Source organism: Soonwooa sp., assembly GCF_030151385.1.
GTDB lineage: Bacteria > Bacteroidota > Bacteroidia > Flavobacteriales > Weeksellaceae > Soonwooa.
In genome coordinates this window covers 1-24,017 of the sequence record NZ_JASLDS010000041.1, presented here as the reverse complement: position 1 = coordinate 24,017, position 24,017 = coordinate 1, and the positions used below count along the sequence as shown (strand labels likewise).

Sequence of the window (24,017 nt, the reverse complement as noted above, 5' to 3'; positions counted from 1 at the left end):
AAATTTCGTTTCTCGCAAAGAAAAAATTATCTTTGCGTATTACATAATAATTCTTGCTTTGGCTAATATTGTAGAAGAAATCAAACGTCCGATAAGTAACGAGATGAAACTTTTTGAAACAAAGTTTTATGAATCGATGAAGAGTAACGTGTCTTTGTTGGATAAAGTGACTCGTTTTATCGTGACAACGAAGGGGAAACAGATGCGTCCGATGTTTGTTTTTCTTTGTGCAAAATTAGTTGGTGACGTTAATGAGAAAACCTATCGTGGAGCATCGATGATTGAGTTGATTCACACGGCGACTTTGGTACACGATGATGTTGTGGATGAGAGTTTTAAAAGAAGGAATTTCTTCTCAATTAATGCGCTTTGGAAGAATAAAATCGCTGTTCTTGTAGGCGATTATTTGTTGTCAAAATCGGTTTTGCTTTCTACAGATAATAAAGATTTTGACTTGCTTTCGGTTATTTCTCGTACAATTCGTGAGATGGCAGAAGGAGAGTTGTTGCAATTAGAAAAAGCAAGAAAACTCGATATTACCGAAGATGTCTATTATGAGATTATCCGTCAAAAAACGGCTACTTTAATTGCTGCTTGTTGCGAAGTTGGTGTTTTATCCAATGATGCCGACGAAGTTCTTGCAAAGAAAATGAAAGACTTCGGAACTTATACTGGGATGGCGTTTCAGATTAAAGATGATTTGTTCGATTATACCAGCAGTAACATTATTGGAAAGCCTGTAGGCATCGATATTAAAGAGCAAAAGATGACTTTGCCTTTAATTCATGCGCTTAAAACTTCGACGCCTGAGAATTACAAAAAGTATTTTAACACGATAAAGCGTTACAACAACGATCCTAAAAAGGTTAGAGAGTTGGTGGAATATGTTAAAACTTCTGGCGGAATGGATTACGCTATCAAAGTCATGAAAGATTATCAGCAAAAAGCTTTGGACATTCTTTCGGAGTTTCCTGATTCTGAAGCCAAAAAATCTTTGCAGTTAATGCTGGATTATGTGATTAGCAGAAAGCTTTAAAACTTCTTTTTAATCAGAGATTTTATAGATTAATATTTCTGATGTATAGTTGCTTAATAAATTTATCGAAATCCCACCTTTGTTATATTCGAAAGATAGGACATCGTCTTTGGCTAATCTTTGCACGGTATTAATTTCGGTATCACTTATCAAAATGCTGAGTACCAAAGGTAATGTAGCACCACTGAATTCCTTTTTAGCAATTTCTGTATAGCCGCCTGATGTTTTATGTTTTAGAATTCCAATTCTTGGTGTTCCACCGAAATTAAGTGTTGACAATTGGATGCCTGTGCCATATCGGTATTTGAAACTAATTTCATAAACACCCGAAGCAGGAACTTTAAAGGTCGAAGTTGTTTCGTCAAAATTATTTTCAAAATTGGCATCTTTAGTAAAGCTAAGACGATCCCAACCTGTAAACAGATTTCCGCTAAGTATGGTTCCGCCAGAGGATACGACTTTCGTAATATTAGAAGCAGTGTTTCCAGATAGAAGTAGGGAAGCGTTGCATTTGCTAAATTCGGAGGTTGTTTCGTTAATAGTTAGAATTTTAAAATTTGTCAAATTATTGGTTTCGGGAATCGAGTTTACTTTTAAATTTCCATTGACATGCAGCGTTGCTTGCGGTGTGGGTGTATTAATACCAACTTGTGCGTTCAAGCTAAGACTAAATAATACTCCTAAAAAATAAAGTTTTGTTTTCATAGGTTTTAGTTTTAAAATGGCTTGTAAATTCGGTTACATACTTAATATAAAAGTAATAATTATTTTATCGTATTTTTATTTTTAGTATTAAATATTTGATGATAGTGTTTTTGTATGGAATTATTTTTAAATTATATCAAAACTGTTTCATGTTTTTTTGCGAATACTTTTTTTAGTTTTTTTAAGCAATGTTTCGATTATATTCTTTGCATAGTATTTTGATTAAAATTTTTTGTTCTTTAGAATTTGTCTAAATTTTAGTTGAGAGTGTTTTGAAGTAAGATTAGAAAAGTTTCATCAAAATTTTTAGACAAGATATTAGTATTTCGTAATTTTGAAATATGAATAACAATTCGCCTTTAGCAGAGATTTTACGTCCTAAAACTTTGGATGAAGTAGTTGGTCAAGAACATTTGACGGGAGCGCAAGGTCCTATTCGTCGTATGTTGCAGAATGACACAATTAATTCTCTTATTTTTTGGGGACCTCCGGGAACGGGAAAAACGACTTTGGCTGAAATTATTTCGGAACAGTCAAAACGAAAATTCTACAAGCTAAGTGCGGTTACTTCTGGTGTTAAAGATGTACGCGATGTTATTGAAGATGCAAAAAAGCAAAATTTGTTTTCGGGAAAGTCGCCGATATTGTTCATTGATGAGATTCACCGATTTAATAAATCTCAACAAGACTCCTTGTTACATGCTGTCGAAAAAGGTTGGATTGTCTTGATTGGTGCCACAACAGAGAATCCTAGTTTTGAGGTTGTCTCTGCACTTTTATCACGAAGCCAAGTTTATGTTCTTAAAGCTTTGACTTTTGAAAAGTTAGAAGAGTTGGCAGACACAAGTCTTCAGAAATATAATGAACTCAATAAAACCGAATTTGTCCTCGATGATAAAGCAGCTTTTATCCAATATTCTGGTGGTGATGCACGCAAATTGATTAACTCGATTGAGTTGGTGCTTAATCAGTTTAAAAACTCAAAAATTACACATATCACCAATGATGAGGTTTTGTCTGTTTTACAAGAAAACATGGCGCTTTATGACAAAAATGGTGAACAACATTACGACATTATTTCGGCTTTCATAAAGTCCATCCGTGGAAGCGATCCAAATGCTGCTGTTTATTGGCTTGCAAGGATGTTGGTTGGCGGTGAAGATATCAAATTTATAGCACGTCGATTGGTGATTTTGGCATCAGAAGATATTGGTCTTGCGAATCCTAATGCCTTGGTGGTGGCGAATAATTGTTTCCAAGCGATTAACGTGATTGGAAATCCTGAGGCGCGAATTATCCTCAGCGAAACAGCGATTTATCTGGCGGTTTCTCCCAAAAGTAATTCGGCTTATATGGCGATTAACGAAGCGATGGCTTTGGTTAAGCAGACTGGGAATTTGCCAGTTCCTTTACATCTCAGAAATGCTCCAACCAAGCTGATGAAAGATATGAATTACGGCAAAGATTATCAATATGCGCATTCGCACAAAGGTAATTTTGTGGATCAAGAGTTTTTACCAGAAGATATTTCGGGATTGCAATTCTACCAGCCTGGGCAAAATTCTACTGAACAAAAAATTAAAGACCAACTCAATAAAAAGTGGGGAAGTCGTTATGAATAGTTTTTTTTGAAAACTCCGTAGGAGCGACCAGTTAATTTTCTTAAACATAGTTAAACGCTTCATTTATAGTAGTATTAAAGTTTTACTTATAAATGAAGCGTTTTTTGTTTTTAAACTAAATCATATGTTATTCTTGAATTTGGTTTGTTTTATCATTCTCAGTTTTAGTCTCAACCATTTTTGAAATGATTTTTTTAAGCCTTTGAAACAAGAAAGAACTTAACAATAATAAAACGCCAAGCAAGATAAATGCGATAATTCTTGATACATTATCCAGTTGCCAAACATCGTACAAATATAGTTTCGCAATTGTAATTCCTATTAAAACAAAGCCAACTTTATTGATTTCTGGTTTTGATTTTTGTAAGCCATAATAAATAAAGCTCGCTGCAATTATTGTCCAAATAATTGGTAGATACAGGATCACGAAATGATTTTGCAGGTGATCATAATCTCGATAATGATGTAGTTTTAACATCAAATACAAATTATAGATTTCGAAACTTAACAAATAAAAAAGGACAAAACCAATGCCCCAATAAGCAAGTTTTTCTTTCAAGAAATTACTGCGCGGAACAATCTTGAAAAGACAAACTAAAACAGGAATTAAATACAGTAAATAAACAAAGTAAAAACTTTTGCTAACCTCTTTTGAAAAAATACTATAGCTAATATCAGCCGCCGTTACATGTATAATGGATAATACAAAAACCAAAATTACCAATGCGTTGATAAATGCGTTTTGAAGATTTAGTTTTTGTCTCAATAATAATATTCCCAAGACGTAGAACATGCTAAATAATAAAAGAATACTGATGACAAAAACATTGGATTGATGCTGAATATGATAGCCAATTTCAAAACAAATAGATAGATAAATTACCAAATAGCTTAGCGCTGCAAAGAATTTGACATACTCGAAGCTGCTGTTTTCTTTTTCGTTATCGTGAAGATTTTTAATATAGAAAAGATTAAACAACAAAGAAGCAATAACAACCAAACTTGTTATAAAGATTGGATTAAAAACAACGGCTAGATGTTGATTTCCAAAATAATTGGTCCAGGTGTACATTTGCGCAATAATCAAAAACGGAAACAAAATATTAAAACATTGTTTGAAAATTTTATAGCTTGTTCTTTTCCAAATAAATAAAAACAAACTTGCTTCTACAGCCCAAATTATTGTGATAAAATAAGTTTCTAACTCCAAAGCAATCGCGATTGTTGTCAAGCTAATGGCTATCGCTGTAAATACTGAAAAGTTTAAATCATTATTTTGAATTTTTTTATCTCTAAATAAAAGTAATGCATTAATAATCGCAAAACCTATTGGTAGCAAACTATAACCAGAATACTGAAGCGACCAAAGAATATAGATGCCAGCACTCACTGCAAAAATATTGATCAGAACCAACATTAGGATGTCGGGCATGCTAATTTTTTTGGTTTTGAAATAGGATTCTAAAGCAAATGCATAGAAAATAATGTAAGATAAAATGATGAAATATAAAGCATTTATCGAGTTTTCCTCAATCAACCAACTTGCAAAATAGATAGAGGTAAACGCAAAAGCGAGCCAACCGATACTTTTCCAGTTTTTTAGGAATGATATTACCAGCATTCCGATATTTAAAATACTTAAATAAGTAAATAAGAAAACAAAATTACTTTCGCCAGTGCTAACCATTAAGGGTGATAAGAAACCGCCAATTAACGCAACGATATTAAGAACTTCGCTTTTGTAAAACAGCGCAAGTATGACCGATGTTAATGTTATACTAGCTAAAATTGCAAAGGCGACATTTTGTGAAAACAAAGCATATTCTTGGAAAGCAATGGTAATAGTCAAATAGAAAACGCTAACACCACCGCCCGTAATAATTGACCCGAAAATTGAATAATTTTTTCTAAGCCAATGCCCCATACCAAGGAGGATTCCACCTGTAACGAGCCCGATGGCAACACGACCAGTTTCGCCAATCCAATTTCGGTCGATGGCATATTTAACAAAATAACCAATACCAAGAACCAAAGTAAAAATCCCAATAACACTCAACGCATTTTGCTTCAAGAACGCCGTTAGCTGTCCTATTTTTTCTTCTATAGGATTTGGTTCTCTTGGTGGCGTGATTATAGGAATACTAGGTTTTGGGACTTCTGGTCTTATAACAACTTCAGGTTCTTGTGGTTTTTGCGGAATTTTTGGTTCTTCCGTTATTGGCGCATTATTGATTGGTGTTGATACTGCTCGTGGTGCTGGTTCAACGTCCTTTTTTTGACCTTTTAAAATAGAAATTTCGTCTTCCAAAGATTTTATCCTAGCATTGAAATGATAGTAAATCCAAATTAAAATGATGATGAAAAATAATATAAGTGGAAAATCCATATTTAGAAATATTAACCAAATATATCATTTTAGAATTTATAAAATCAATTTTGAGTTTCTTGCTTCTCTATTTTGAAAATCCAAATCATAGCAATCAAGGAAATACAAAAGCAAAAAAATAAAAACGACATATTCGAACTCGAAAAATATAAGGAATCTTGGGCAATCAGAAAGAAGTTTAGTGACACAGTGATTGCTAATCCAATGCTAAATATGGTTTTTAGGTTTGCTTCAGATGTTTTTTTGTGCAAAAAATAATACGTGATAGTTGCTAAAATAATTGGAAGTAAAGAAAATAGAACTTCCAAAAACATCGTAATGAATATAGTTTTAATAATATCTTCAACATCTGGAGATTTTGGATTTTCAAATTGATTTAGACTAAAGATGAAGAACGTAATTGCGCCTAGTAACAAAGAAGAAAACCATATTTTGAGAATATACGCCATATCAACTTTCCAAAAGATATTCGTTATAATTTCCAAGGAAATCAACTTTTGTACCTAAGGCTGTTAGTTCTTCCAACGCATTTTCGTGCAGAACTGGATGCCATTCGCCAACAACATTTAAAAAGAAAAAATAATTACCAAGACCAGTTTTTAAAGTTCGAGATTCTATTTTGCTAAGGTTCATATTGCGCCAAGCAAAAACTGAAAGAACTTGGTGGAGGCCTCCTGCATGATCTTCGGGTAAGCTGACGATGAGTCCAGATTTACGTCCGATATTTTCTAAACTCGAGTTGTTGTAAGAATTTTTGGATTTTGAAATAATGATAAAACGCGTGTGGTTTTGTTCAAAATCATGAATGTTGCGTTGGATGATTTCTAAATTATAGAGCTTCGCAGCAAACTGGTTGGCAACAGCAGCTAGTTTTCTTTCTGGATTTTCGGAAACATATTTTGCAGCTGCAGCGGTTGATGAAAAATCTTGTTTTGGTACATCCTTGTAATGTTTATCAAGGAAATGAAAGCTTTGGGCTAGTGCTTGTGGATGAGAATATATTTTTTCGAAATCAGAATTGTTTTGATGTAATTTGTGAACCATCAAATGATGTGCAATTGGCATAACCGCCTCTGCTTCAATTTTTATATCCTCCGTTTTATAAAGATAATCCAAAGTCATCGATACTGTTCCCTCAATCGAATTTTCTAATGGTACAACAGCTTTGTCGACTTCGTTATTCTCAACCGCTTTAAAGCAGTCCAAGATACTAGCTTGCGGAATTTTGGTTTCTGTTGGGAAAAGTTGAGTTGTTGCGAGTTGTGTAAAAGAGGCTTCGGGACCCAAGAATGCTATTTTCATTTTATGATATTATTCCAGAATACATAATTAAGCTTTTTAGAAAAATTTTGAATCTTTTTTTGCTAAAAATTACTAGAAAAGACAATTTGATGAAAAATTTTATCTGGATTTCTTGCTTAGGTTGGCTTAAAATTTAGAATTTGTAACAAAATATAAATAGGCTTCAGTAAAGATTGTAAATTTTTGAAGTGTCGAAACCTATATATAATCAATTATTTGGAGTTTTCCATACTCGGAAAAGGGTATATGTTGGGGTAACGGAAAACGATTATTAAATAAAATCATATAATTAAGCGATTTCGAGCATAAGACTATGGGTATATCTTTGGACTGTTAAACAATTAAAAACAATTTATCATGAAAAAGTTAATCTTAACTGCATGTGCAGTTTTCGCAACAAGTTTTGCGTTCGCTCAATCAAACAATGATGTTACTACACAATTAGGTAACGGTAACTATGCAAAAGTAGATCAAGTTGGCGCAGTCAATGACAACTCTATTATGCAAGAAGGAAATCTTAACATTGCAACAACTAAACAAACAGGAATTGCTAACACTAACGAGTCCGAAAGTTATGGAAACTCTAACACTATTGATGTTGTACAAGTAGGTCTTGCTAATGATAGTTATTCAGGACAATTAGGTAATTCTAACTTAGCAATTGTGAGACAAACAGGGCTAGCTAATGAAAGTTCACAAATTCAGATTGGAAATGCTAATGGTGCTGGTGTACAACAAGTGGGTCTTGGAAACCAGAATGTTCAGTGGCAATATGGTAACTCTAACATTGCTGTTGCTGTACAAACTGGTATTGCTAACTCTTCGGACCAATGGCAATTAGGAAATGGAAACATGGCTCTTGTAAATCAAACAGGAATGCTTAATGAAGCTATCCAAACTCAAATTGGTAATGCTAACTTCGCAACTATCGAGCAAGATGGTTTCGGTAACACGGCAGATCAGTGGCAACACCGTCAGTTCCTGAGCTTCTGACACCAGCTGATAACGCAGAGAATCAAGCTTTGCAATTGAAGTTAAGTTGGAATTGTACCGATCCTGACAATGACCCTATTACTTATAAGTTAATTGTTAAAAATAACAAAGATAATGCTGTAAGAACTTATAAGAATCTTACCGAAAAGTCTTTTACATTAGATAGTCTGTCTTTTGGGACAAGTTACTTTTGGCAAGTAGTTGCTTCTGATGGTATTAATCCGGAGGTATTTAGCAAAACTTTTAAGTTTAGCACATCCATGACACCAGAAAATAGATACCACTATGTCCGAAAATTTGGAAACAATTTAGGAATTATTTCAAGTGACGAAACAGGGAAGAACTTCCAATTGACACTGGATAACACGAACTCTTTTAGACCAAGAAAAAATAATGCTGCTGGTGTTATTGCCTTTATCAAAGTAGTTGATGGTAATCCTCATATATATACAACGAAACCTGATGGTTCTAATTTGTTTAAGGTAACTTCGATTCCAATACAAGGATTTAATCTTAGTGAATTAGATTTTGCATGGAGTTCGAATGGTAGAGAAATTCTCTATCCTAGTTTTGATAAACTTTACCGAATTAACAAAGATGGAAGCGGAACGCAAATGGTCTATCAAACGCCTGATGGAAGCTTTATCTCAGAATGTGCTTGGTCTTCTGATGGATCAAAAATTGCGATTAAAACGAATAATATCAATGGTTATAATGTGAAAATATATGTCATTGATATGTTAGGAAATACATTAAATACAATTTTGTCAAATGTATCTGGCGCTGCGGGAGGTTTACAATTTTCTGTAGATTCTAAGAAGTTACTTTATTCTTATGATATTTCGGGTTACGAAAATGCTGACTATAGACAATTAAAAACACATATCTTCTTGTATGACTTCGCTTCAGGTACTGCTTTAGATGTATCTGAAAAAACTAAAATCCCAGCCGGCTATATAGATGTTGATCCGAGATTCTCACCAAATGAGGCGCAGGTAATTTTTACCCAAACTTCTAATGATGGTATTTCGCGAAAAGATGTTTATATTCTTTCTATTGCCGATGAAGACTCTAGAAAGTTGCTATTCCAAAATGCTTGGATGCCCGACTGGGAATAGGTTACATTTTTTCAGTTTGAACCTCTTCGATAAGAAGAGGTTCTTTTTTTATTCTTGTAGCCTTTTTAGTTTAAATTTAAAAACTTAACAAAGTTTGCATTGAAGTAGGATAATAAAAATTATCAGAATAATAAATAGGCTTTTACTGTTCAATAAGATTGTGTTGCAAAGCAAAACGTACCAATCCTGTTGAGTTTCGGATATTTAATTTTTGGAAAATATGTCTGCGATGTGTTTCGACAGTATTAAAGCTAATGAATAACCGATCCGATATTTCCTTGCTGTTGCAACCATCACAGATAAGTTGGATAACTTCCAGCTCTCGATTCGTAATGCTTTCCAAAAGTTCATTCAGGGGAAGTCCGTTATTTTCTGGTTTAGAATTAAGAAAAGATTGCAGAACTTTCTCACGCAACTCTTCACCAACATATTCTTTTCCGTTTCTTATGCAGGTAATTGCATCAATGACAGTTCTGCTATCATTATGTTTCTCCACAAATCCGTGGATTCCCATTTTGAATAAATCAGCAATCCTTTTGATTTTATTTTCTCCAGTAAGGATAAGGACTTTAGCGTTTTTTTGATTTTTTTTGATAGATCTCGATAGCTCCGCAAAGTTTTCGTTGCTAAAGATTATCTCTGTAATGATGAGGTCGACTTCATTGTTTTCGAGCCAGTCAATAGCTTCCGAAATGGAGTTGGTGTACCCAACAACCTCGTAGCCTTTTCGTCTAGCCAACAAAGAAATCAAGCCGTCGATAACGATTTGATGTTGATCAATAATGTAAATTTTCATGGTTTTTTGGTTTTTAGTTTTATAGAAAGTTTATGATGTCATATTTATATGTGTAAGGTATTAAGTTAATATTATTGATAAATTTGGTTGTGCTAAGTTAATGAAAATTCAATAACGAAACTAATATTAGAAGTTTTTAATTCCACTGTTTTTCAATTAGTTCCATTAGAAAATCTGGGCATTTAATAACTTTATTATCTTCAGCTCTCAAGAAGAAAAGTGTGGTCGTTGCTTCTGATACTTTTTCGTCTTGTTCATTATAGATTTCGTAGTCAAAAACAATTCTTACACCAGGTTTATTTTTTATGATAGTTTTTATTGTCAAAACTTGGTCATAAAGTGCAGGTTTTATATATTTGATTTGATATTCGGAAACAGGAAGAAGAATACCTCTTTTTTCAATCTCATCGTAAGATATTCCAAGCGAACGAAATAGCTCAACTCGGGCAACTTCGAAGTAGGTTGCATAGTTACCATAGTAGACATATTTCATAGCATCGGTTTCAGCGTAACGCACTCTTACTGAGGTGTTTGTGTGTATCATTTTAAGCGTTTATTAAGACATACAAATATATTTCTTAATAAGCAATAGAGCAAAAATTTTTTTTAAAGAATTTAAATTAGATATTTGTCTCCCCTATAAAAAATAGTACCTAACCTGGTAAATAGCAGCTGAAAAAATGGATGAAAATTTAGTTTTGATATGGGAAAAATGCCTTCAGTTTATGAGAGATAATCTCAATGCTGCTGAAGACCATTCGGACCTTAAAAAATTAGAAAACTCTTTTGATTTATTATTTGATAAAGTTAAACCTTTGTCTCTAGTTAATCACAATTTGACTTTATTAGTTCCTAGTGACTTTTATAAAGAATATATCGAAGACAATTATTTGTCTTTGCTATCTGCTGCGCTTAAAAAATACATTGGTAAAGGTGTGAAACTTTGGTATTCTGTAATGGAAAACAAACCAATGGGGAAGGAGGCGCCTATTACAGTTAATGTAAAAGGTAACAGTACACAAACTCCTAAAATTCAAGAGGCTTTGCCTGTACAAAAGGAAACAAATATCAATCCTTTTGTTGTTCCTGGAATAAAGAAAATTAACATCGAATCTAACCTAAAAGCAGATTTATCTTTTGATAATTTTGTGGAAGGCGAAAGTAATAAGTTGGCAGCTACGGTTGGTAAAACTATTGCAAAACGTCCTGGTGCAACGGCTTTTAACCCATTGTTTGTACACGGAGGTTATGGTGTTGGAAAAACGCATTTGGCACAAGCGATTGGTCTAGAAGTTAAAAACTCTTGTCCAGATAAAGTGGTTTTGTACCAATCTTCGGAAAAATTTATCCAAGATTTCATTAAAGCTGCAAAATCTCAGAATAAAACAGATTTCCAAAATTATTATCAATTGGTTGATGTTTTAATTATTGATGATATTCAGTTCTTGTCAGGAAAAGCGGCAACACAAGATAGTTTCTTCCATGTTTTTGATTATCTACACCAAAACGGAAAGCAGATTATTTTAACTTCTGATAAAGCGCCAGCGGATATTATGGATATCCAAGAGCGTATTGTATCTCGTTTCAAATGGGGATTGACTGCCGAAATTAAGTCACCAAACTTTGAAACGCGTCGTCAAATTATTGTTGACAAATTAAGTCGCGATGGTATTGTTTTGACAGATGATATGTTGGATTTCTTAGCAACAGAAGTTAAAACCAACGTTCGTGAATTAATGGGTGTTATCAATTCGGTGATTGCTTATTCAACAGTTTATAAATCGGATTTAAGTTTAGAATTGCTTAAAGAAACGATTAATAAAATTGCAACAACGCAGAAGAAAACCATCAATATTCCGTATATCCAAGAAGTTGTTTGCGAGTATTTTGGCATTAATAGAGAATTGCTATTGTCAAAGTCAAGAAAAAGAGAAATCGCTTTACCAAGACAGCTAGCAATGTATTTTGCAAAAGAATATACTAACTCTACGTTTACTAAAATTGGTGAAGAGATGGGAGGTAAAGACCATTCGACTGTGATGTATGCTTGCGACACCATTCGTGACGTTTCCAAAATCGATAAAGAGATTAAGAAGTATATCAAAGATCTTAAAGAACGCATCAATCATTAATTGATGATAAATAATATAGAAAAGGCTTTAATTTATTTTAAAGCCTTTCCTTTTTTTAATAAATTCACAACATGAAAATTTTAATGCTTTGTTTAGGTAATATTTGCCGAAGTCCTTTGGCTGAAGGTATATTAAGAAGTAAACTTTCTAAGGATCACGAAGTCGATAGTGCAGGAACCATTTCGATGCACGAAGGTCAAAAAGCTGATAAACGCTCGATAAAAGTAGCTGAAAATCATAATATTGATATTAACGAACACCGCTCTCGACCAATTACAATTGAAGATTTCAATTATTTCGACAAAATATATTGTATGGATCTCAATAATCTTGAAGATGCTTTGTCAATGGCGAAAACAGAAGAACAGCGCGCAAAGTTGGGCTTGATTCTTGATGTTCTCGATTCTGGAAGGAGTAATGAAGTTCCGGATCCTTATTGGGGCGATATTTTGGATTTCGAAAAAGTGTATCAAATGCTCGATAAAGCTTGTGATGTTATCGCAGACGGGATTAGTTTTAATGTTAAATAACTTATAGAATGCTATATTTACTGCCAGCATATTTGTCAGAAAATTCACCTTTAGATTATTTTGCTCCAAGTATTCGCGAGATTATCATGAATGTTGATCATTTTTTTGTGGAGAACGAAAAAACAGCAAGAAGGGTTATAAAGTTTTTCGCACCCGAAAAGAAACAATCAGAATTAAAATTATATTTGTTAGATAAATATTCGGAAGCGTCGGATCTCAAAGAAGCACAAGATTTAATGAAATCGGATGTTGATTTTGGATTGTTGTCAGAAGCTGGTTTGCCTTGTATTGGAGATCCAGGGAATATTATGGTAAAATGGTCGCACCAAAATAACATCAAGGTAATCCCTGTTAATGGTCCTAGCTCTTTTGTTTTGGCTTTGGTTGCGAGTGGGTTTAACGGACAACAATTTAGTTTTAGTGGTTACTTAGCAATCGATAAACAAGAAAAGAAAAAGCAAATTCAGCAATTAGAAAGTTTGATGCAGAAGACTGGTTTTACTCAAATTTTTATGGAGACGCCATACCGTAACAATCAGATGTTAGAAGATTTGACTAAATTTTTATCACCAAATACGCAGCTTTGTGTTGCAGCAAATATTAATGATCCAGAACACGAATTTATAAAAACAAAAGCTATTAAAGATTGGGCTAAGCAAAAACCGGATTTGCACAAAATTCCAGCTGTATTTTTAATAGGTAAATAAAGAATAAATAACACCAATCAGATGAAAACCACATATCCATTTTACCTAAAACTTTCGAGTGTCCTTATCAGTATTGTGATTTTGGGCTATATTGCCAAACTTGGAGAACGCATTATTGTGCCAATGATTTTAGGATTGCTTTTTTCAATTCTATTAACACCGGCGAGCCGTTTTTTAGAAAAGAAACTTCGCTTTTCTAGAAGCCTATCTTCTATTTTTGTGAGTGTTTTTGCAATGCTTGCTCTCGCAGGAGTCGTTTACCTTATGGCGGTTCAGATTGGTAAATTGTCTCAAGATTGGCCAGCTTTTCAAAAGCAGATTACGGACTTGTTCGACCGTTTGCAAAGTTGGATTTATGAAACTTTTGGTGTCAAGCGTAGTGAGCAATTGACCTATATTAATGATACTGCCAAAAAAAGCATCAGCACAGGAACAGCGATTATCGAAAAGACCGTGAGTTCTGTTTCTTATGTTTTGATGATTTCGGCCTTTACATTTTTATTTACTTTGTTTTTCTTGCTTTACCGTACAAGGCTTGTCAACTTTTTGGTGATGAGTTTTAGCAAGGACGACCATAAAAATGTTGTTTATGAAGTTGTCGAAAACATTCAATTCATGGTGAAAAAATATCTGGTTGGTTTGTTTTTACAAATGATTATTGTGATGGTGTTGTCATTTATCGCATACACGATTATCGGTATCAAGTACAATATTATGCTAGCCGTGCTAACTGGTGTCCTTAATATATTACCATATATCGGGATTTTCACCGCATTGTTAATTGGTGTTCTTATCACTTTTGCGACAGCAAGTTTGTCAAGTGTATTGTTCTTGGTGATTTCAATAGTTGTTATCCACGCTATTGATGGTAATATTATTATGCCGAAAGTTGTTGGGTCTAAAGTTAAAATCAATTCTTTAGTCGTTATTATTGGTTTGGTAGTTGGCGAAATGCTTTGGGGGATTTCGGGAATGTTATTAACGATTCCTGTTTTGGCAATTATTAAAATTGTTTTTGATAGGATCGATAGTACCAAAGCTTGGGGCTATTTAATAGGTGAAGGTGACGACGACGAAATTGTAAAATAATATATTAAATCTCAGATTTTTCTGAGATTTTTTATTTATGATTTCATTCGAGAATATTTAACATTTGTTAACGTCGGTCTTGCATCAACTTTGCAAATATGATAGTATAAAACGCAAGCACATGTTAAACAAAAAAGTAGCTGGTCTTTGGATCGATGGAAGAAAAGCAATTGTTGTTAGCAATCACGATGCAGAAACTATTTCGGATTTTGAATTAAAAGGAAATCTAAAAATGGAAGTGCAAGGAGGCAATTCTAACGAACATACAGCCAATAATATAGAAAAGACCAATCGTGTAAAATTCTATAAGGAAATAGAAAAAGAAATTACAAACAGTACCGAACTTTATATAACAGGTCCAGGAATTGCACAAGAAGAATTGAGAAACTATCTTTTGGATACGCCTCAATACAAAAATCTAAAAATTACTTTAGGTACAGACTCGCAGCTTAGCGATGCAGAAGTTCTAAATGAAGTGAAGAGCCATTACAAGGCCTAAAATATTATTAAATTAAATTTTTCAATACCGAACCACTCGCAAGAGTGGTTTTTTATTTTTTATGGAGGTGAAATTTTAAATGAAATTAACATTTTCTGGAGGCTTTTCAATCGTTGTATTGATGGCTTTTTTCGTATTTTTGTTAAAACTGAAAAGTAAATATTATGATTTCTAAAAAGTATCTTGAACATCTACAAACTGAATTGCAAAACATCGATAACGATGGACTTTATAAAAGAGAGCGTATCATTACGTCTCCTCAATCGGCAGAAATTGAAGCCAATGGAAAAAAGCTTCTTAACTTTTGCGCCAACAATTATTTAGGACTTTCTAACAATCCTGAGGTGATGAAGGCTTCACAAGACACTATTGCTTCGCATGGTTATGGTATGTCTTCTGTTAGATTTATTTGTGGTACACAAGATATTCATAAAGACCTCGAAGCAAAAATTTCTAAATTTTTAGGCCTTGAAGATACCATTCTTTATGCTGCTTGTTTTGATGCAAATGGTGGTGTTTTCGAACCTTTGTTTACTGAGGCAGATGCAATTATTTCGGATGAGCTTAACCACGCTTCCATTATTGATGGTGTAAGATTGTGTAAAGCTGCAAGATACCGTTATAAGAATAACAATATGGAAGATTTGGAAGCGCAATTAATAGAAGCTTCTAAACAAAACCATAGATTCAAAATTATTGTTACTGATGGGGTTTTCTCGATGGATGGTATTGTTGCTGACCTTAAAGGGGTTTGTGATTTAGCTGATAAATATGATGCTTTGGTGATGGTTGACGATTCTCATGCGACCGGTTTTATTGGTAAAACAGGACGTGGAACGCACGAAGCAAATGATGTGATGGGTAGAGTAGACATTATTACTTCAACTTTAGGAAAGGCTTTAGGTGGTGCTTTGGGAGGATTTACTTCTGCAAAGAAAGAGATTATCGACATGTTGCGTCAACGTTCGAGACCATATTTATTTTCTAACTCTTTAGCGCCAGGTATCGTTGGGGCAGCTTCTAAAGTTTTGGATATGATTTCGGATGACACGAGCCTTAGAGATAAGGTAATGGAGAATGCAGAATATTTCCGTACTGAGATGAAAGCGAAAGGTTTTGATATTCCAGATGGTGATGCTGCAATTGTTCCAGTAATGTTGTATGATGCACCGCTTTCTCAAAAAATGGCGGAAAAACTTATGGATGAAGGAATCTATGTTATTGGGTTCTTCTATCCAGTTGTACCAAAGGGTAAAGCAAGAATTAGAGTTCAGCTTTCTGCGGCACATACTAGAGAGCATCTTGATAAAGCAATTGCCGCTTTTGAAAAAGTTGGTAAAGAATTAGGCGTTATCTAATACGAAAAACTTAAAATAGTCTTAAAATCCTGCATTCTTAGCAGGATTTTTTTGTTATGGCAATATTATTGTTATTATTTTTTAACACTAAATTTCTCACATCATGAAAAAGTTACCCTTAGGATTAATGGCTATTTTCGCCATTTCTATGTTAACAAGTTGCGAAGCCATTAATACTGTTTTCAAAGCGGGAATGTGGTGGGCATTTATATTAATGTTCGGCGGCATTGCCTTAGTTATTTGGATTATTGCCAAAATAATGGGTGGTGGCAAAAAATAAAAAAGTGGGAAATTTTCCCACTTTTTAGTTTATTATATTTAGATACTTCAACTATTTTTCGTCAGCAGAAGGTCCATAGATTCCAGGTAAAGGAAGGTCTAACATTCTCATGTAGACCGTCAATTGTCCTCTGTGGTGGATAAGGTGATTGGTAATAATATAACGAATAGCGCCCAATCTTGGCAACTGAGAGATTACATGATCACCAGCCTTTAATGTCCAATCTTGTAACCAAAAATCTTCGTCTTTAGAGTTTACAAAATCAACATTCTTTTGGTAGTTTTCATCAAGTTTATTTTTTAACTCCTCCAAAGTATATTTTCCCATTGGTTTGTAATCCGTATGGAAATCGAAAACATCTTTATCTGCTGCACCTGCAACCCAAGAATGTAACTCTACAATGTGACCAGCAAGATCACCAACAGACATTGATTTTTCGTGAGGTTTCCATCCCCAATTTTCTTCATTTAGGTTATTAAGGACACGTCTCGTATTATTGGTTTCGTGTTTTAACTCTGCTAAAATTCCGTCTTTTATGCTCATCGATTTATCAATAAAATTATTTCTTCAAATTTTCTAAAACTACACTTAGGTCGTTGTAGCCACCGCCATTGTACACATCTGTCAAACCTTCAGATTTAAAATAATCAACAGCTTTTCCAGAGCGATTACCACTTCTGCAAAAGAAAATTTTGGTTCCGCTTAGGTTTAAGATTTCTTGTTTGCGATCTTCAAGTTCGCCAAGTGGAATATTTTGAGCTTCTTCAATATGTCCATCCATTTCTAATTCCATTGGTTCGCGAACATCGATAAGATGATAGTTACCAGCTAATAATACGTCTTCAATAGCCATTTTTATTTATTTTTTTGATTCTTAACAAAACTACAACTTAATTTTTGGATTCATCTTTTCATAAATTATAAATTTTATTTAAAATTTCTAGACTTTTCAATAATGCTTTAGAAAACTTAACTTTGCAATCGTGACTTCAAAAGAAAATTTGACAAGATTAATTAAAGATAAAGCCAAGAAATTTGGCTTTCAGTCTTGTGGTATTTCAAAGTCAGAATTTTTGGAAGAGGAAGCACCAAGATTAGAAGCTTGGCTAAAAAATAATTTCCATGGCGAAATGAAATACATGGAGAATTATTTTGACAAACGTCTCGATCCACGTTTGTTGGTAGAAGGTTCTCGATCCGTTATTTCGCTTAGTTACAATTATTTTCCAAAAGAAGATTTGTTCAAAGACAAGCTTGTGAAGATTTCCAAATACGCTTATGGTGAAGATTATCATGAGGTTATTAAGGAAATTCTTCGCGAAATGATTGTAGAGCTTCAAGATGAAATTGGTGAATTTGGTTTTCGAATTTTTGTAGATTCCGCGCCAGTTCTCGAACGTGCGTGGGCGAAAAAATCTGGCATTGGCTGGGTTGGTAAAAATGCAAATCTAATTACCAAACAAAGTGGTTCTTTCTTTTTTCTAGCGGAGATTATTTGCGATTTGGATTTGGATTATGATCATGCAACAACCGATCATTGCGGTACTTGTAGAAAATGTATCGACGCTTGTCCAACGGATGCTATTATTAACGAAAAGATTATTGATGGCTCTAGATGTATCTCTTATGCAACCATAGAATTGCGGGAAGAAATCCCTGATGCTTTCAAATCCAAAATGGAAAATTGGATGTTTGGTTGCGATATTTGTCAAGATGTTTGTCCTTGGAATCGCTTTTCTGCGCCGACATTAGAAGAGAAATTCCACCCTAATGAAGCTTTGCAAAACTTCACCAAAAAGGAGTGGAAAGAAATAACCCAAGAGATTTTTTCTTCGGTTTTCAGAAAGTCACCGGTTAAAAGAACCAAATTTGCGGGTCTTAAGCGCAATTTGGATTTCCTGTCAGATTAATATTTTTTCTGGAATCTTTTAGGCGCTACTTTTACTCGGAATTTGAATCGACGGTTGTTTTTCTGATTTTTTTGCATAAAAATGTGTGTTTTGGTTTCTTAAATATAATAAAATGCATTTAATAATATTTAATTTTTGATGTTAATTTTTTGTTGCTGAGATCTTAATTTTTATCCTATATTTAATTTTTAAAATTAATTTTGATGAAGAAAATACTTTTTAGTATTCTAAAGATAATCGGTGGCATTATCGGAATTGTAATTTTGTACGTAATTTTCGCGCTATTGTTGCCGATGATTCCTGTGAAAGCGGAAGAAACCACAGATCCCAAAGTTGTCGAGGCTTACATTCTTACCAATGGCGTGCATACCGATATTGTGGTGCCTACCAAAACAGCTCAAATGGATTGGAGCACCAAAATTCTTTATTCTAATACCAAAGGCAAACAAACGGATTTCAAATACACGTCGTTTGGTTGGGGTGACAAAGGCTTTTATCTGGATACGCCGACTTGGGCAGATCTCAAATTTTCGACAGCTTTCAAAGCTGCATTTTGGTTGAGCGATTCGGCGATGCACGTGACTTTTTACAACCAAATGAAAGAAGGTGACGATTGCAAAAAAATTATGTTGACTGAAAAGCAATATCAGAATCTTGTTAATTATATCGACGCTCGATTTGATAAAGATGCAAATGGAAACTATGAGTTAATTCCGACTGATGCAGTTTACGGAAACAATGATGCTTTCTACGATGCACAAGGCAGCTACAGCTTTTTGTACACTTGTAATACTTGGGCGAACAACGCTCTAAAAGCTGCTGGACAAAAAGCCGCACTTTGGACACCAAGCGATTTCGGAATTTTCAGACATTATAAATAGCATGAGGACGCTTTGCTTCGTCTTTTTATTGGTATCATTTTACAGCTGTTCAAAAGAAATTTTGGAACAGAAAAAAATGATTACAACAACCAAGGCGTTTGTTAAGCAAGAAAAACCCGAACTCAATTTAGAAAAGACAAAACTAAAAGCCGAAGAAGCTTTTGCTTTCTGTAAAGAAAAAAACTTTAACACCGATTTTTGTATTCTTATTGACATGAGTTTGCATTTGGGTGTTAAAAGATTTCTCGTTTATGATTTCAAAAAACAAGAAATAATCAACAAATACCTTGTTGGTCATGGTTGCGGTGATGCATCGTGGGGCGAGGATGAAACCAAAGATAATCCAACATTTAGCAATGTCGAGGACAGTCATCGCTCGTCTTTGGGAAAGTACAAGTTGGGTGCTCGTGGCTATAGCAATTGGGGTGTTAATACCAAGTATTTGATGCACGGTTTGGAAGATTCCAACAGCAATGCAGTCAAGCGAATTATTGTTTTTCATTCGTGGGAGAAGATGAGCGACGAAGATATTTTTCCGAATGGTTCACCCGAAGGTTGGGGCTGTCCAACAGTTTCCAATAACGCTTTTCGTGAGATTGCCCCACAATTAAAAGCTTCCAAAAAGCCTGTTTTGATGTGGATTTACAATTAGTTTAATTTTTATTTTGGCGGACAATTCGGGCTATTCAGGGGTTTCGTCTTCAGAAAGCCTAAGCTTGTCCTAGGCTTTTTCTTAAGACCGCTCGCTTCGCTCGCGCCCTTACTATCCCGGCCGCGATTTCGGACTTGTTGAGGATATGTTTTCTTTAGGTGATTTCGGTAGTAAATATTTAGAACTTTTTTAAATTTTAATACCGAAATTTTTCTATCCAAAAAGATGATAAAATTCACTAAATTTGCAACTTGTTAAAAGGCTATCAGCAATATGCTAAAAGCCAAAAGCCAAAATATATGACTTCACAAGAAATACGCCAGCAATTTTTAGACTTTTTCAAAAGCAAAGAGCACCTTATTGTGCCTTCTGCGCCAATTGTTTTGAAAGATGATCCTACTTTGATGTTCTCCAATTCGGGAATGACACAATTCAAGGATTATTTTTTAGGTTACAAAGAGCCAAAATCTCCAAGAATTGCCGACACGCAAAAATGTTTAAGAGTTTCTGGAAAGCACAACGATTTGGACGATGTTGGTCGTGATACCTATCACCACACGATGTTCGAAATGTTGGGCAACTGGTCTTTTGGCGATTATTTCAAGAAAGAAGCCATCGATTGGGCTTGGGAATTATTGACTGAAGTTTACGGAATTCCAAAGGAAAATCTTTACGTAACCATTTTTGAAGGCGACGCTTCCGAAAATTTGGACAGAGATACCGAAGCTTATGATATTTGGAAATCTCATATTGACGAAAGTCGTATTATCAACGGAAACAAGAAAGACAATTTCTGGGAAATGGGTGCAAGTGGACCTTGTGGACCATGTTCGGAAATTCATGTGGATTTGAGAAGTGCTGAGGAAAAAGCAAAAATTTCTGGTCTTGAATTGGTGAACAACGACCATCCGCAAGTTGTGGAAATCTGGAACCTTGTTTTCATGCAATACAACCGTAAAGCGGACGGAAGTTTAGAAAATCTTCCCGCAAAACACATCGATACCGGAATGGGCTTCGAGCGTCTTTGTATGGCTTTACAACACAAAGAATCAAATTATGACACTGATGTTTTCACACCTTTAATTGCTAAGGTTGAAGAACTTTCAGGGAAAAAATATACCGGAATTTTAACAGACGAAAAAGACATTGCAATTCGTGTTGTGGTGGATCATATTCGTGCGGTTTCGTTTGCTATTGCAGATGGACAGTTGCCTTCTAACAATGGAGCAGGTTATGTTATCCGTAGAATTTTGAGAAGAGGAATTTCTTATGCATATCGTTTTTTAGGCATGAAAGAAGCTTTCCTTTATCAGTTGGTTGACGTTCTTAAAAACCAAATGGGCGCTACTTTCCCAGAAATCGTGAAGCAAGAAACTTTGGTTACAGAAGTTATTAAAGAAGAAGAAATTTCTTTCTTAAGAACGATTGAGAACGGTTTGGTAAGAGTTCAGAAATTAATTGAACAAACGACTGCCAAAGGCGAAAAGGTTCTTCCAAGCGAAGAAGTTTTCGAATTGTATGATACGTACGGTTTCCCAGATGATTTAACGAGAATTATTGCGGAAGAAAAAGGTTTAACCATTGATGAAGCAGGTTTCGAAGCTGAATTACAAAAACAAAAGCAACGTTCTAAAAAAGATTCGGCAGCGAAAGTTTATGATTGGGTTGTTTTAGAAGAAAAACCAGAAACTTTTGTTGGTTACGACAAAACAGAAAACGAAGTTGTCGTTACGCGTTACAGAAAAATTGAAAATAAAGACGGTGAGTTTTATCAAATCGTTTTAGATAATACGCCTTTCTATCCAGAAGGAGGTGGACAAGTTGGTGATAAAGGAAGTTTGGAAAATGCAGTTGAAAACATCGAAGTTTTAGAAACAAAAAAAGAAAATAATTTAATTATTTCTTTGATTAAAGAACTTCCGAAAGATATTTCTGCGGTTTTCTATGCTAAAGTAAATTCGTCTGACAGAAGAAATTCTCAAGGAAATCACTCGGGAACACACTTGTTGCACGAAGCTTTGAGAGACGTTTTAGGAACGCATGTTGAGCAAAAAGGTTCATATGTTGGTCCAGATTATTTGCGTTTCGACTTCTCGCATTTCAGTAAAATGAATGAAGAAGAATTGGCTTTGGTTGAGGAAAAAGTAAATGCTAAAATCAAAGAAAATATTGTACTTCAAGAGTTCAGAAATATTCCTATTCAGGAAGCTTTAGACAAAGGTGCAATGGCTTTATTTGGTGAAAAATATGGCGATAATGTTAGAATGATTCAGTTTGGAAGTTCAAAAGAACTTTGTGGTGGAACGCACGTGAAATCGACGGGCGAAATCGGACATTTCAAATTGGTTTCTGAAGCTTCCGCAGCAGCTGGAATTAGAAGAATTGAAGCTATATCTGGTGATAAAGCGCAAGAATATTATCAATCTTTAGAAAATCAAATTTCTGAGCTTTCTCAATTATTGAAGTCAAAAGATGTTTTGAAATCTGTTGAGAAATTAATGGAGGAAAATCACCTTTTAAAAGTTGAATTAGATGCTTTCAAAAAAGAAAAAGCAAAAGGCGAAATCTCTGATTGGAAAAACGCTTATGAGCAAAAAGGCGACAAGCAATTGTTGGTGAAAAAAACCTCTTTGGATGCTGCTTCCGTAAAAGACATCGTTTTCGAATTGAAGCGTGAAATTCCAAATTCTGTAACAATTATCCTTTCTGACGCTGATGGAAAACCAATGATTACCGTTGGTGTTTCAGCAGATTTGGAAGCAACATATCAAGCAGGTGCAGTCGTAAAAGATTTAGCAAAAGAAATCCAAGGCGGCGGTGGTGGAAATCCAGGTTTTGCAACTGCTGGTGGAAAGAATTTGGATGGATTGGAAAATGCTTATCAGAAGGCTTTAGGATTGTAAGATTGTCTAAAAGCTTATTAAATAATAAAGAATCGGGAGCAACAAAGTTGCTCCCGATTTGATTTTTCAGCGAACTGAAAAAAGGTAAAATATAATGATGGTTTTTAGCGTTTTTTAATCTTAAGAAAAGAAAAAGTAACAGATCATTCGACTTCCAAAAGAAAACGATAAAGCAAGTAGAAGTTTTCCAGTGAATTTGATTTTAAAAGCCATTCGTAAGTTAGATTGAAATACTGAAATCTATGTTAAAGTTGCGTGTTCAAAGGCAGACATAGAGATTTTACAAATGAAAATTATTGTCGAATGATTGTTACAATTTCCTTTTTCAAACAATACAAATCATCTACTTGCTTTTTTGTTATCTGTGCTAATTCGGTACGGGAAATAGTTAACCACTTTATCCATAAGATTATTCATTAGTTTGTCAGTTTCATCGATTAGAGAATATTTGGAACCAGCATTCTCATCCAATTTCCAAACCCAATCGCCAGAAGCACCGTCGAATAAGGTGATTTTAATGATACCTGATTTACTTTCTTTGTTGTTCATTTTTTGCACATAATCGCCAGCAATAACAGCGTCAACACCTAATGCTTTCGCAATTTCTTCTTTGCTCGTTGTATAAAGAGTCGACATAATGCCGCTATTTTTTAGTTTAAGATTAGTTGTGCTAATATCTTGAAATTCAATCGAATAGTTGTTTTGGTTTCTTAACAAGAATTTATAAAGACTTTCTTGTACTTTTTCTTCGATTTCTTTTTCGTTGCGCACACGTTCTTTCTTACTGGTAATTTGTTTTTTGTTTTCACCTTCGATGTCAACAGAAAAAGGAATAATTGCTACTGTCTTATGTGTTGTAATATAATCGTCATAACGCTTTGAAAGGAAAATGTTTTTGTTTTTCGATTTATCCAAACTCGTTTGTAGATCAGTACTTTTTTGGAATAATTTTCCTGAAGTAAAAGGATCTGTACCAGTAATTCCATTAGTTGCAGCGCCCAAAATCATACTTCCAAGACCAGGTTTTTTCTTTTCTTCAGTTGCTTTTGTCGTAACTGTACCAGTTGACTCAACCATCATATTACCTAGATTAGTTGTAGAACCTACGATTTGGCTGA

24 protein-coding genes are annotated in these 24,017 nt (G+C 34.3%); 15 read left to right on the top strand and 9 right to left on the bottom strand.

All coding sequences use genetic code 11. The annotated features are described in order from the left end of the window. Positions 1–58 precede the first annotated feature (58 nt). Positions 59–1,036, top strand: coding sequence for a polyprenyl synthetase family protein (locus Q1V95_RS06885; RefSeq protein ID WP_300672071.1), 978 nt, complete (start codon positions 59–61; stop codon positions 1,034–1,036). 9 nt (positions 1,037–1,045) lie between these two features. Here Q1V95_RS06885 and Q1V95_RS06880 read toward each other — a convergent pair whose 3' ends face one another. Then, positions 1,046–1,741 carry a hypothetical protein gene (locus tag Q1V95_RS06880; protein WP_300672069.1) on the bottom strand — a complete coding sequence of 232 codons (696 nt, stop codon included), beginning with the start codon at positions 1,739–1,741 and terminating at the stop codon, positions 1,046–1,048. A gap of 341 nt (positions 1,742–2,082) precedes the next feature. On the opposite strand from Q1V95_RS06880, the gene Q1V95_RS06875 reads away from it, so the two are divergent. Then, the gene (locus Q1V95_RS06875) at positions 2,083–3,363 is read left to right on the top strand and encodes a replication-associated recombination protein A (RefSeq protein WP_300672067.1); all 1,281 of its coding nucleotides are present in this window, start codon (positions 2,083–2,085) and stop codon (positions 3,361–3,363) included. 127 nt (positions 3,364–3,490) lie between these two features. On the opposite strand, the gene Q1V95_RS06870 is transcribed toward Q1V95_RS06875, so the two are convergent. Genes Q1V95_RS06870 through pheA form a run of 3 tightly spaced genes read right to left on the bottom strand, consistent with a single transcriptional unit; the run spans position 3,491 to position 7,051 of the window. Further along, entirely contained in the window at positions 3,491–5,749 is a 2,259-nt protein-coding gene (locus tag Q1V95_RS06870) for a DUF2339 domain-containing protein (RefSeq protein WP_300672065.1), read from the bottom strand. A gap of 44 nt (positions 5,750–5,793) precedes the next feature. After that, positions 5,794–6,234 carry a hypothetical protein gene (locus Q1V95_RS06865; RefSeq protein WP_300672063.1) on the bottom strand — a complete coding sequence of 147 codons (441 nt, stop codon included), beginning with the start codon at positions 6,232–6,234 and terminating at the stop codon, positions 5,794–5,796. Then, the gene (gene pheA, locus Q1V95_RS06860) at positions 6,200–7,051 is read right to left on the bottom strand and encodes a prephenate dehydratase (protein ID WP_300672061.1); all 852 of its coding nucleotides are present in this window, start codon (positions 7,049–7,051) and stop codon (positions 6,200–6,202) included. The genes Q1V95_RS06865 and pheA overlap by 35 nt, the downstream gene beginning before the upstream one ends. 357 nt (positions 7,052–7,408) lie before the next feature. Here pheA and Q1V95_RS06855 point away from each other — a divergent pair, with 357 nt between their 5' ends. Next, the gene (locus Q1V95_RS06855) at positions 7,409–8,044 is read left to right on the top strand and encodes a hypothetical protein (RefSeq protein ID WP_300672060.1); all 636 of its coding nucleotides are present in this window, start codon (positions 7,409–7,411) and stop codon (positions 8,042–8,044) included. Beyond that, positions 8,014–9,162, top strand: a complete 1,149-nt coding sequence (locus Q1V95_RS06850) for a hypothetical protein (protein ID WP_300672058.1) — start codon at positions 8,014–8,016, stop codon at positions 9,160–9,162. The genes Q1V95_RS06855 and Q1V95_RS06850 overlap by 31 nt, the downstream gene beginning before the upstream one ends. 142 nt (positions 9,163–9,304) lie before the next feature. Here Q1V95_RS06850 and Q1V95_RS06845 read toward each other — a convergent pair whose 3' ends face one another. Both Q1V95_RS06845 and Q1V95_RS06840 read right to left on the bottom strand, forming a co-directional pair. Further along, positions 9,305–9,958, bottom strand: a complete 654-nt coding sequence (locus tag Q1V95_RS06845; protein ID WP_300672056.1) for a response regulator transcription factor — start codon at positions 9,956–9,958, stop codon at positions 9,305–9,307. A 136-nt stretch (positions 9,959–10,094) separates the two neighbouring features. Beyond that, entirely contained in the window at positions 10,095–10,502 is a 408-nt protein-coding gene (locus Q1V95_RS06840) for a thioesterase family protein (RefSeq protein ID WP_300672054.1), read from the bottom strand. Positions 10,503–10,638: 136 nt separating this feature from the next. Between Q1V95_RS06840 and dnaA the strand changes: the two genes are divergently transcribed. From dnaA to Q1V95_RS06805, 7 genes are all read left to right on the top strand, one after another. After that, entirely contained in the window at positions 10,639–12,090 is a 1,452-nt protein-coding gene (dnaA, locus tag Q1V95_RS06835; protein ID WP_300672052.1) for a chromosomal replication initiator protein DnaA, read from the top strand. 71 nt (positions 12,091–12,161) lie between these two features. Next, positions 12,162–12,620, top strand: coding sequence for a low molecular weight protein-tyrosine-phosphatase (locus tag Q1V95_RS06830; protein WP_300672050.1), 459 nt, complete (start codon positions 12,162–12,164; stop codon positions 12,618–12,620). Positions 12,621–12,628: 8 nt separating this feature from the next. Next, a complete protein-coding gene (locus Q1V95_RS06825; protein ID WP_300672045.1) occupies positions 12,629–13,327 on the top strand; it encodes an SAM-dependent methyltransferase in 699 nt (232 codons plus the stop codon). 21 nt (positions 13,328–13,348) lie between these two features. Continuing rightward, positions 13,349–14,416, top strand: a complete 1,068-nt coding sequence (locus Q1V95_RS06820) for an AI-2E family transporter (RefSeq protein ID WP_300672043.1) — start codon at positions 13,349–13,351, stop codon at positions 14,414–14,416. Between the two features lie 121 nt (positions 14,417–14,537). Then, positions 14,538–14,915: a hypothetical protein gene (locus Q1V95_RS06815; protein ID WP_300672041.1), complete on the top strand. Its 378-nt coding sequence runs from the start codon at positions 14,538–14,540 to the stop codon at positions 14,913–14,915. Between the two features lie 164 nt (positions 14,916–15,079). Further along, positions 15,080–16,273, top strand: coding sequence for a glycine C-acetyltransferase (gene kbl, locus Q1V95_RS06810; protein ID WP_300672038.1), 1,194 nt, complete (start codon positions 15,080–15,082; stop codon positions 16,271–16,273). Between the two features lie 103 nt (positions 16,274–16,376). Further along, complete coding sequence (locus tag Q1V95_RS06805; RefSeq protein ID WP_300672036.1) at positions 16,377–16,553, top strand: phosphatidate cytidylyltransferase; 177 nt, start codon at positions 16,377–16,379, stop codon at positions 16,551–16,553. A 51-nt stretch (positions 16,554–16,604) separates the two neighbouring features. Here Q1V95_RS06805 and Q1V95_RS06800 read toward each other — a convergent pair whose 3' ends face one another. Both Q1V95_RS06800 and Q1V95_RS06795 read right to left on the bottom strand, forming a co-directional pair. After that, complete coding sequence (locus tag Q1V95_RS06800; RefSeq protein WP_300672034.1) at positions 16,605–17,096, bottom strand: DinB family protein; 492 nt, start codon at positions 17,094–17,096, stop codon at positions 16,605–16,607. A 16-nt stretch (positions 17,097–17,112) separates the two neighbouring features. Next, on the bottom strand, positions 17,113–17,406 hold the full coding sequence (locus Q1V95_RS06795; protein WP_300672032.1) for a rhodanese-like domain-containing protein: 294 nt from the start codon (positions 17,404–17,406) through the stop codon (positions 17,113–17,115). Between the two features lie 130 nt (positions 17,407–17,536). On the opposite strand from Q1V95_RS06795, the gene queG reads away from it, so the two are divergent. The 4 genes from queG (at position 17,537) to alaS (ending at position 22,899) form a co-directional block, all read left to right on the top strand. Then, entirely contained in the window at positions 17,537–18,463 is a 927-nt protein-coding gene (gene queG / locus Q1V95_RS06790; protein WP_300672030.1) for a tRNA epoxyqueuosine(34) reductase QueG, read from the top strand. A gap of 203 nt (positions 18,464–18,666) precedes the next feature. Next, on the top strand, positions 18,667–19,344 hold the full coding sequence (locus Q1V95_RS06785; RefSeq protein ID WP_300672028.1) for a TIGR02117 family protein: 678 nt from the start codon (positions 18,667–18,669) through the stop codon (positions 19,342–19,344). Between the two features lie 76 nt (positions 19,345–19,420). Further along, positions 19,421–19,996, top strand: coding sequence for a murein L,D-transpeptidase catalytic domain-containing protein (locus tag Q1V95_RS06780; RefSeq protein ID WP_300672026.1), 576 nt, complete (start codon positions 19,421–19,423; stop codon positions 19,994–19,996). Between the two features lie 299 nt (positions 19,997–20,295). Continuing rightward, on the top strand, positions 20,296–22,899 hold the full coding sequence (gene alaS, locus Q1V95_RS06775) for an alanine--tRNA ligase (RefSeq protein ID WP_300672024.1): 2,604 nt from the start codon (positions 20,296–20,298) through the stop codon (positions 22,897–22,899). A gap of 339 nt (positions 22,900–23,238) precedes the next feature. Here the strand turns inward: alaS and Q1V95_RS06770 are convergent. Further along, a partial coding sequence (locus tag Q1V95_RS06770; RefSeq protein WP_300672022.1) for a hypothetical protein occupies positions 23,239–24,017 on the bottom strand: 779 nt, incomplete at its 5' end.

Bases quoted from the DNA above. Each gene is read 5' to 3' on its own strand.
- Q1V95_RS06880 (WP_300672069.1), bottom strand. From the start codon at position 1,741: ATGAAAACAAAACTTTATTTTTTAGGAGTATTATTTAGTCTTAGCTTG.
- Q1V95_RS06875 (WP_300672067.1), top strand. From the start codon at position 2,083: ATGAATAACAATTCGCCTTTAGCAGAGATTTTACGTCCTAAAACTTTG.
- Q1V95_RS06870 (WP_300672065.1), bottom strand. From the start codon at position 5,749: ATGGATTTTCCACTTATATTATTTTTCATCATCATTTTAATTTGGATT.
- pheA (WP_300672061.1), bottom strand. From the start codon at position 7,051: ATGAAAATAGCATTCTTGGGTCCCGAAGCCTCTTTTACACAACTCGCA.
- Q1V95_RS06855 (WP_300672060.1), top strand. From the start codon at position 7,409: ATGAAAAAGTTAATCTTAACTGCATGTGCAGTTTTCGCAACAAGTTTT.
- Q1V95_RS06845 (WP_300672056.1), bottom strand. From the start codon at position 9,958: ATGAAAATTTACATTATTGATCAACATCAAATCGTTATCGACGGCTTG.
- Q1V95_RS06840 (WP_300672054.1), bottom strand. From the start codon at position 10,502: ATGATACACACAAACACCTCAGTAAGAGTGCGTTACGCTGAAACCGAT.
- dnaA (WP_300672052.1), top strand. From the start codon at position 10,639: ATGGATGAAAATTTAGTTTTGATATGGGAAAAATGCCTTCAGTTTATG.
- Q1V95_RS06830 (WP_300672050.1), top strand. From the start codon at position 12,162: ATGAAAATTTTAATGCTTTGTTTAGGTAATATTTGCCGAAGTCCTTTG.
- Q1V95_RS06825 (WP_300672045.1), top strand. From the start codon at position 12,629: ATGCTATATTTACTGCCAGCATATTTGTCAGAAAATTCACCTTTAGAT.
- Q1V95_RS06820 (WP_300672043.1), top strand. From the start codon at position 13,349: ATGAAAACCACATATCCATTTTACCTAAAACTTTCGAGTGTCCTTATC.
- Q1V95_RS06815 (WP_300672041.1), top strand. From the start codon at position 14,538: ATGTTAAACAAAAAAGTAGCTGGTCTTTGGATCGATGGAAGAAAAGCA.
- kbl (WP_300672038.1), top strand. From the start codon at position 15,080: ATGATTTCTAAAAAGTATCTTGAACATCTACAAACTGAATTGCAAAAC.
- Q1V95_RS06805 (WP_300672036.1), top strand. From the start codon at position 16,377: ATGAAAAAGTTACCCTTAGGATTAATGGCTATTTTCGCCATTTCTATG.
- Q1V95_RS06800 (WP_300672034.1), bottom strand. From the start codon at position 17,096: ATGAGCATAAAAGACGGAATTTTAGCAGAGTTAAAACACGAAACCAAT.
- Q1V95_RS06795 (WP_300672032.1), bottom strand. From the start codon at position 17,406: ATGGCTATTGAAGACGTATTATTAGCTGGTAACTATCATCTTATCGAT.
- Q1V95_RS06785 (WP_300672028.1), top strand. From the start codon at position 18,667: ATGAAGAAAATACTTTTTAGTATTCTAAAGATAATCGGTGGCATTATC.
- Q1V95_RS06780 (WP_300672026.1), top strand. From the start codon at position 19,421: ATGATTACAACAACCAAGGCGTTTGTTAAGCAAGAAAAACCCGAACTC.
- alaS (WP_300672024.1), top strand. From the start codon at position 20,296: ATGACTTCACAAGAAATACGCCAGCAATTTTTAGACTTTTTCAAAAGC.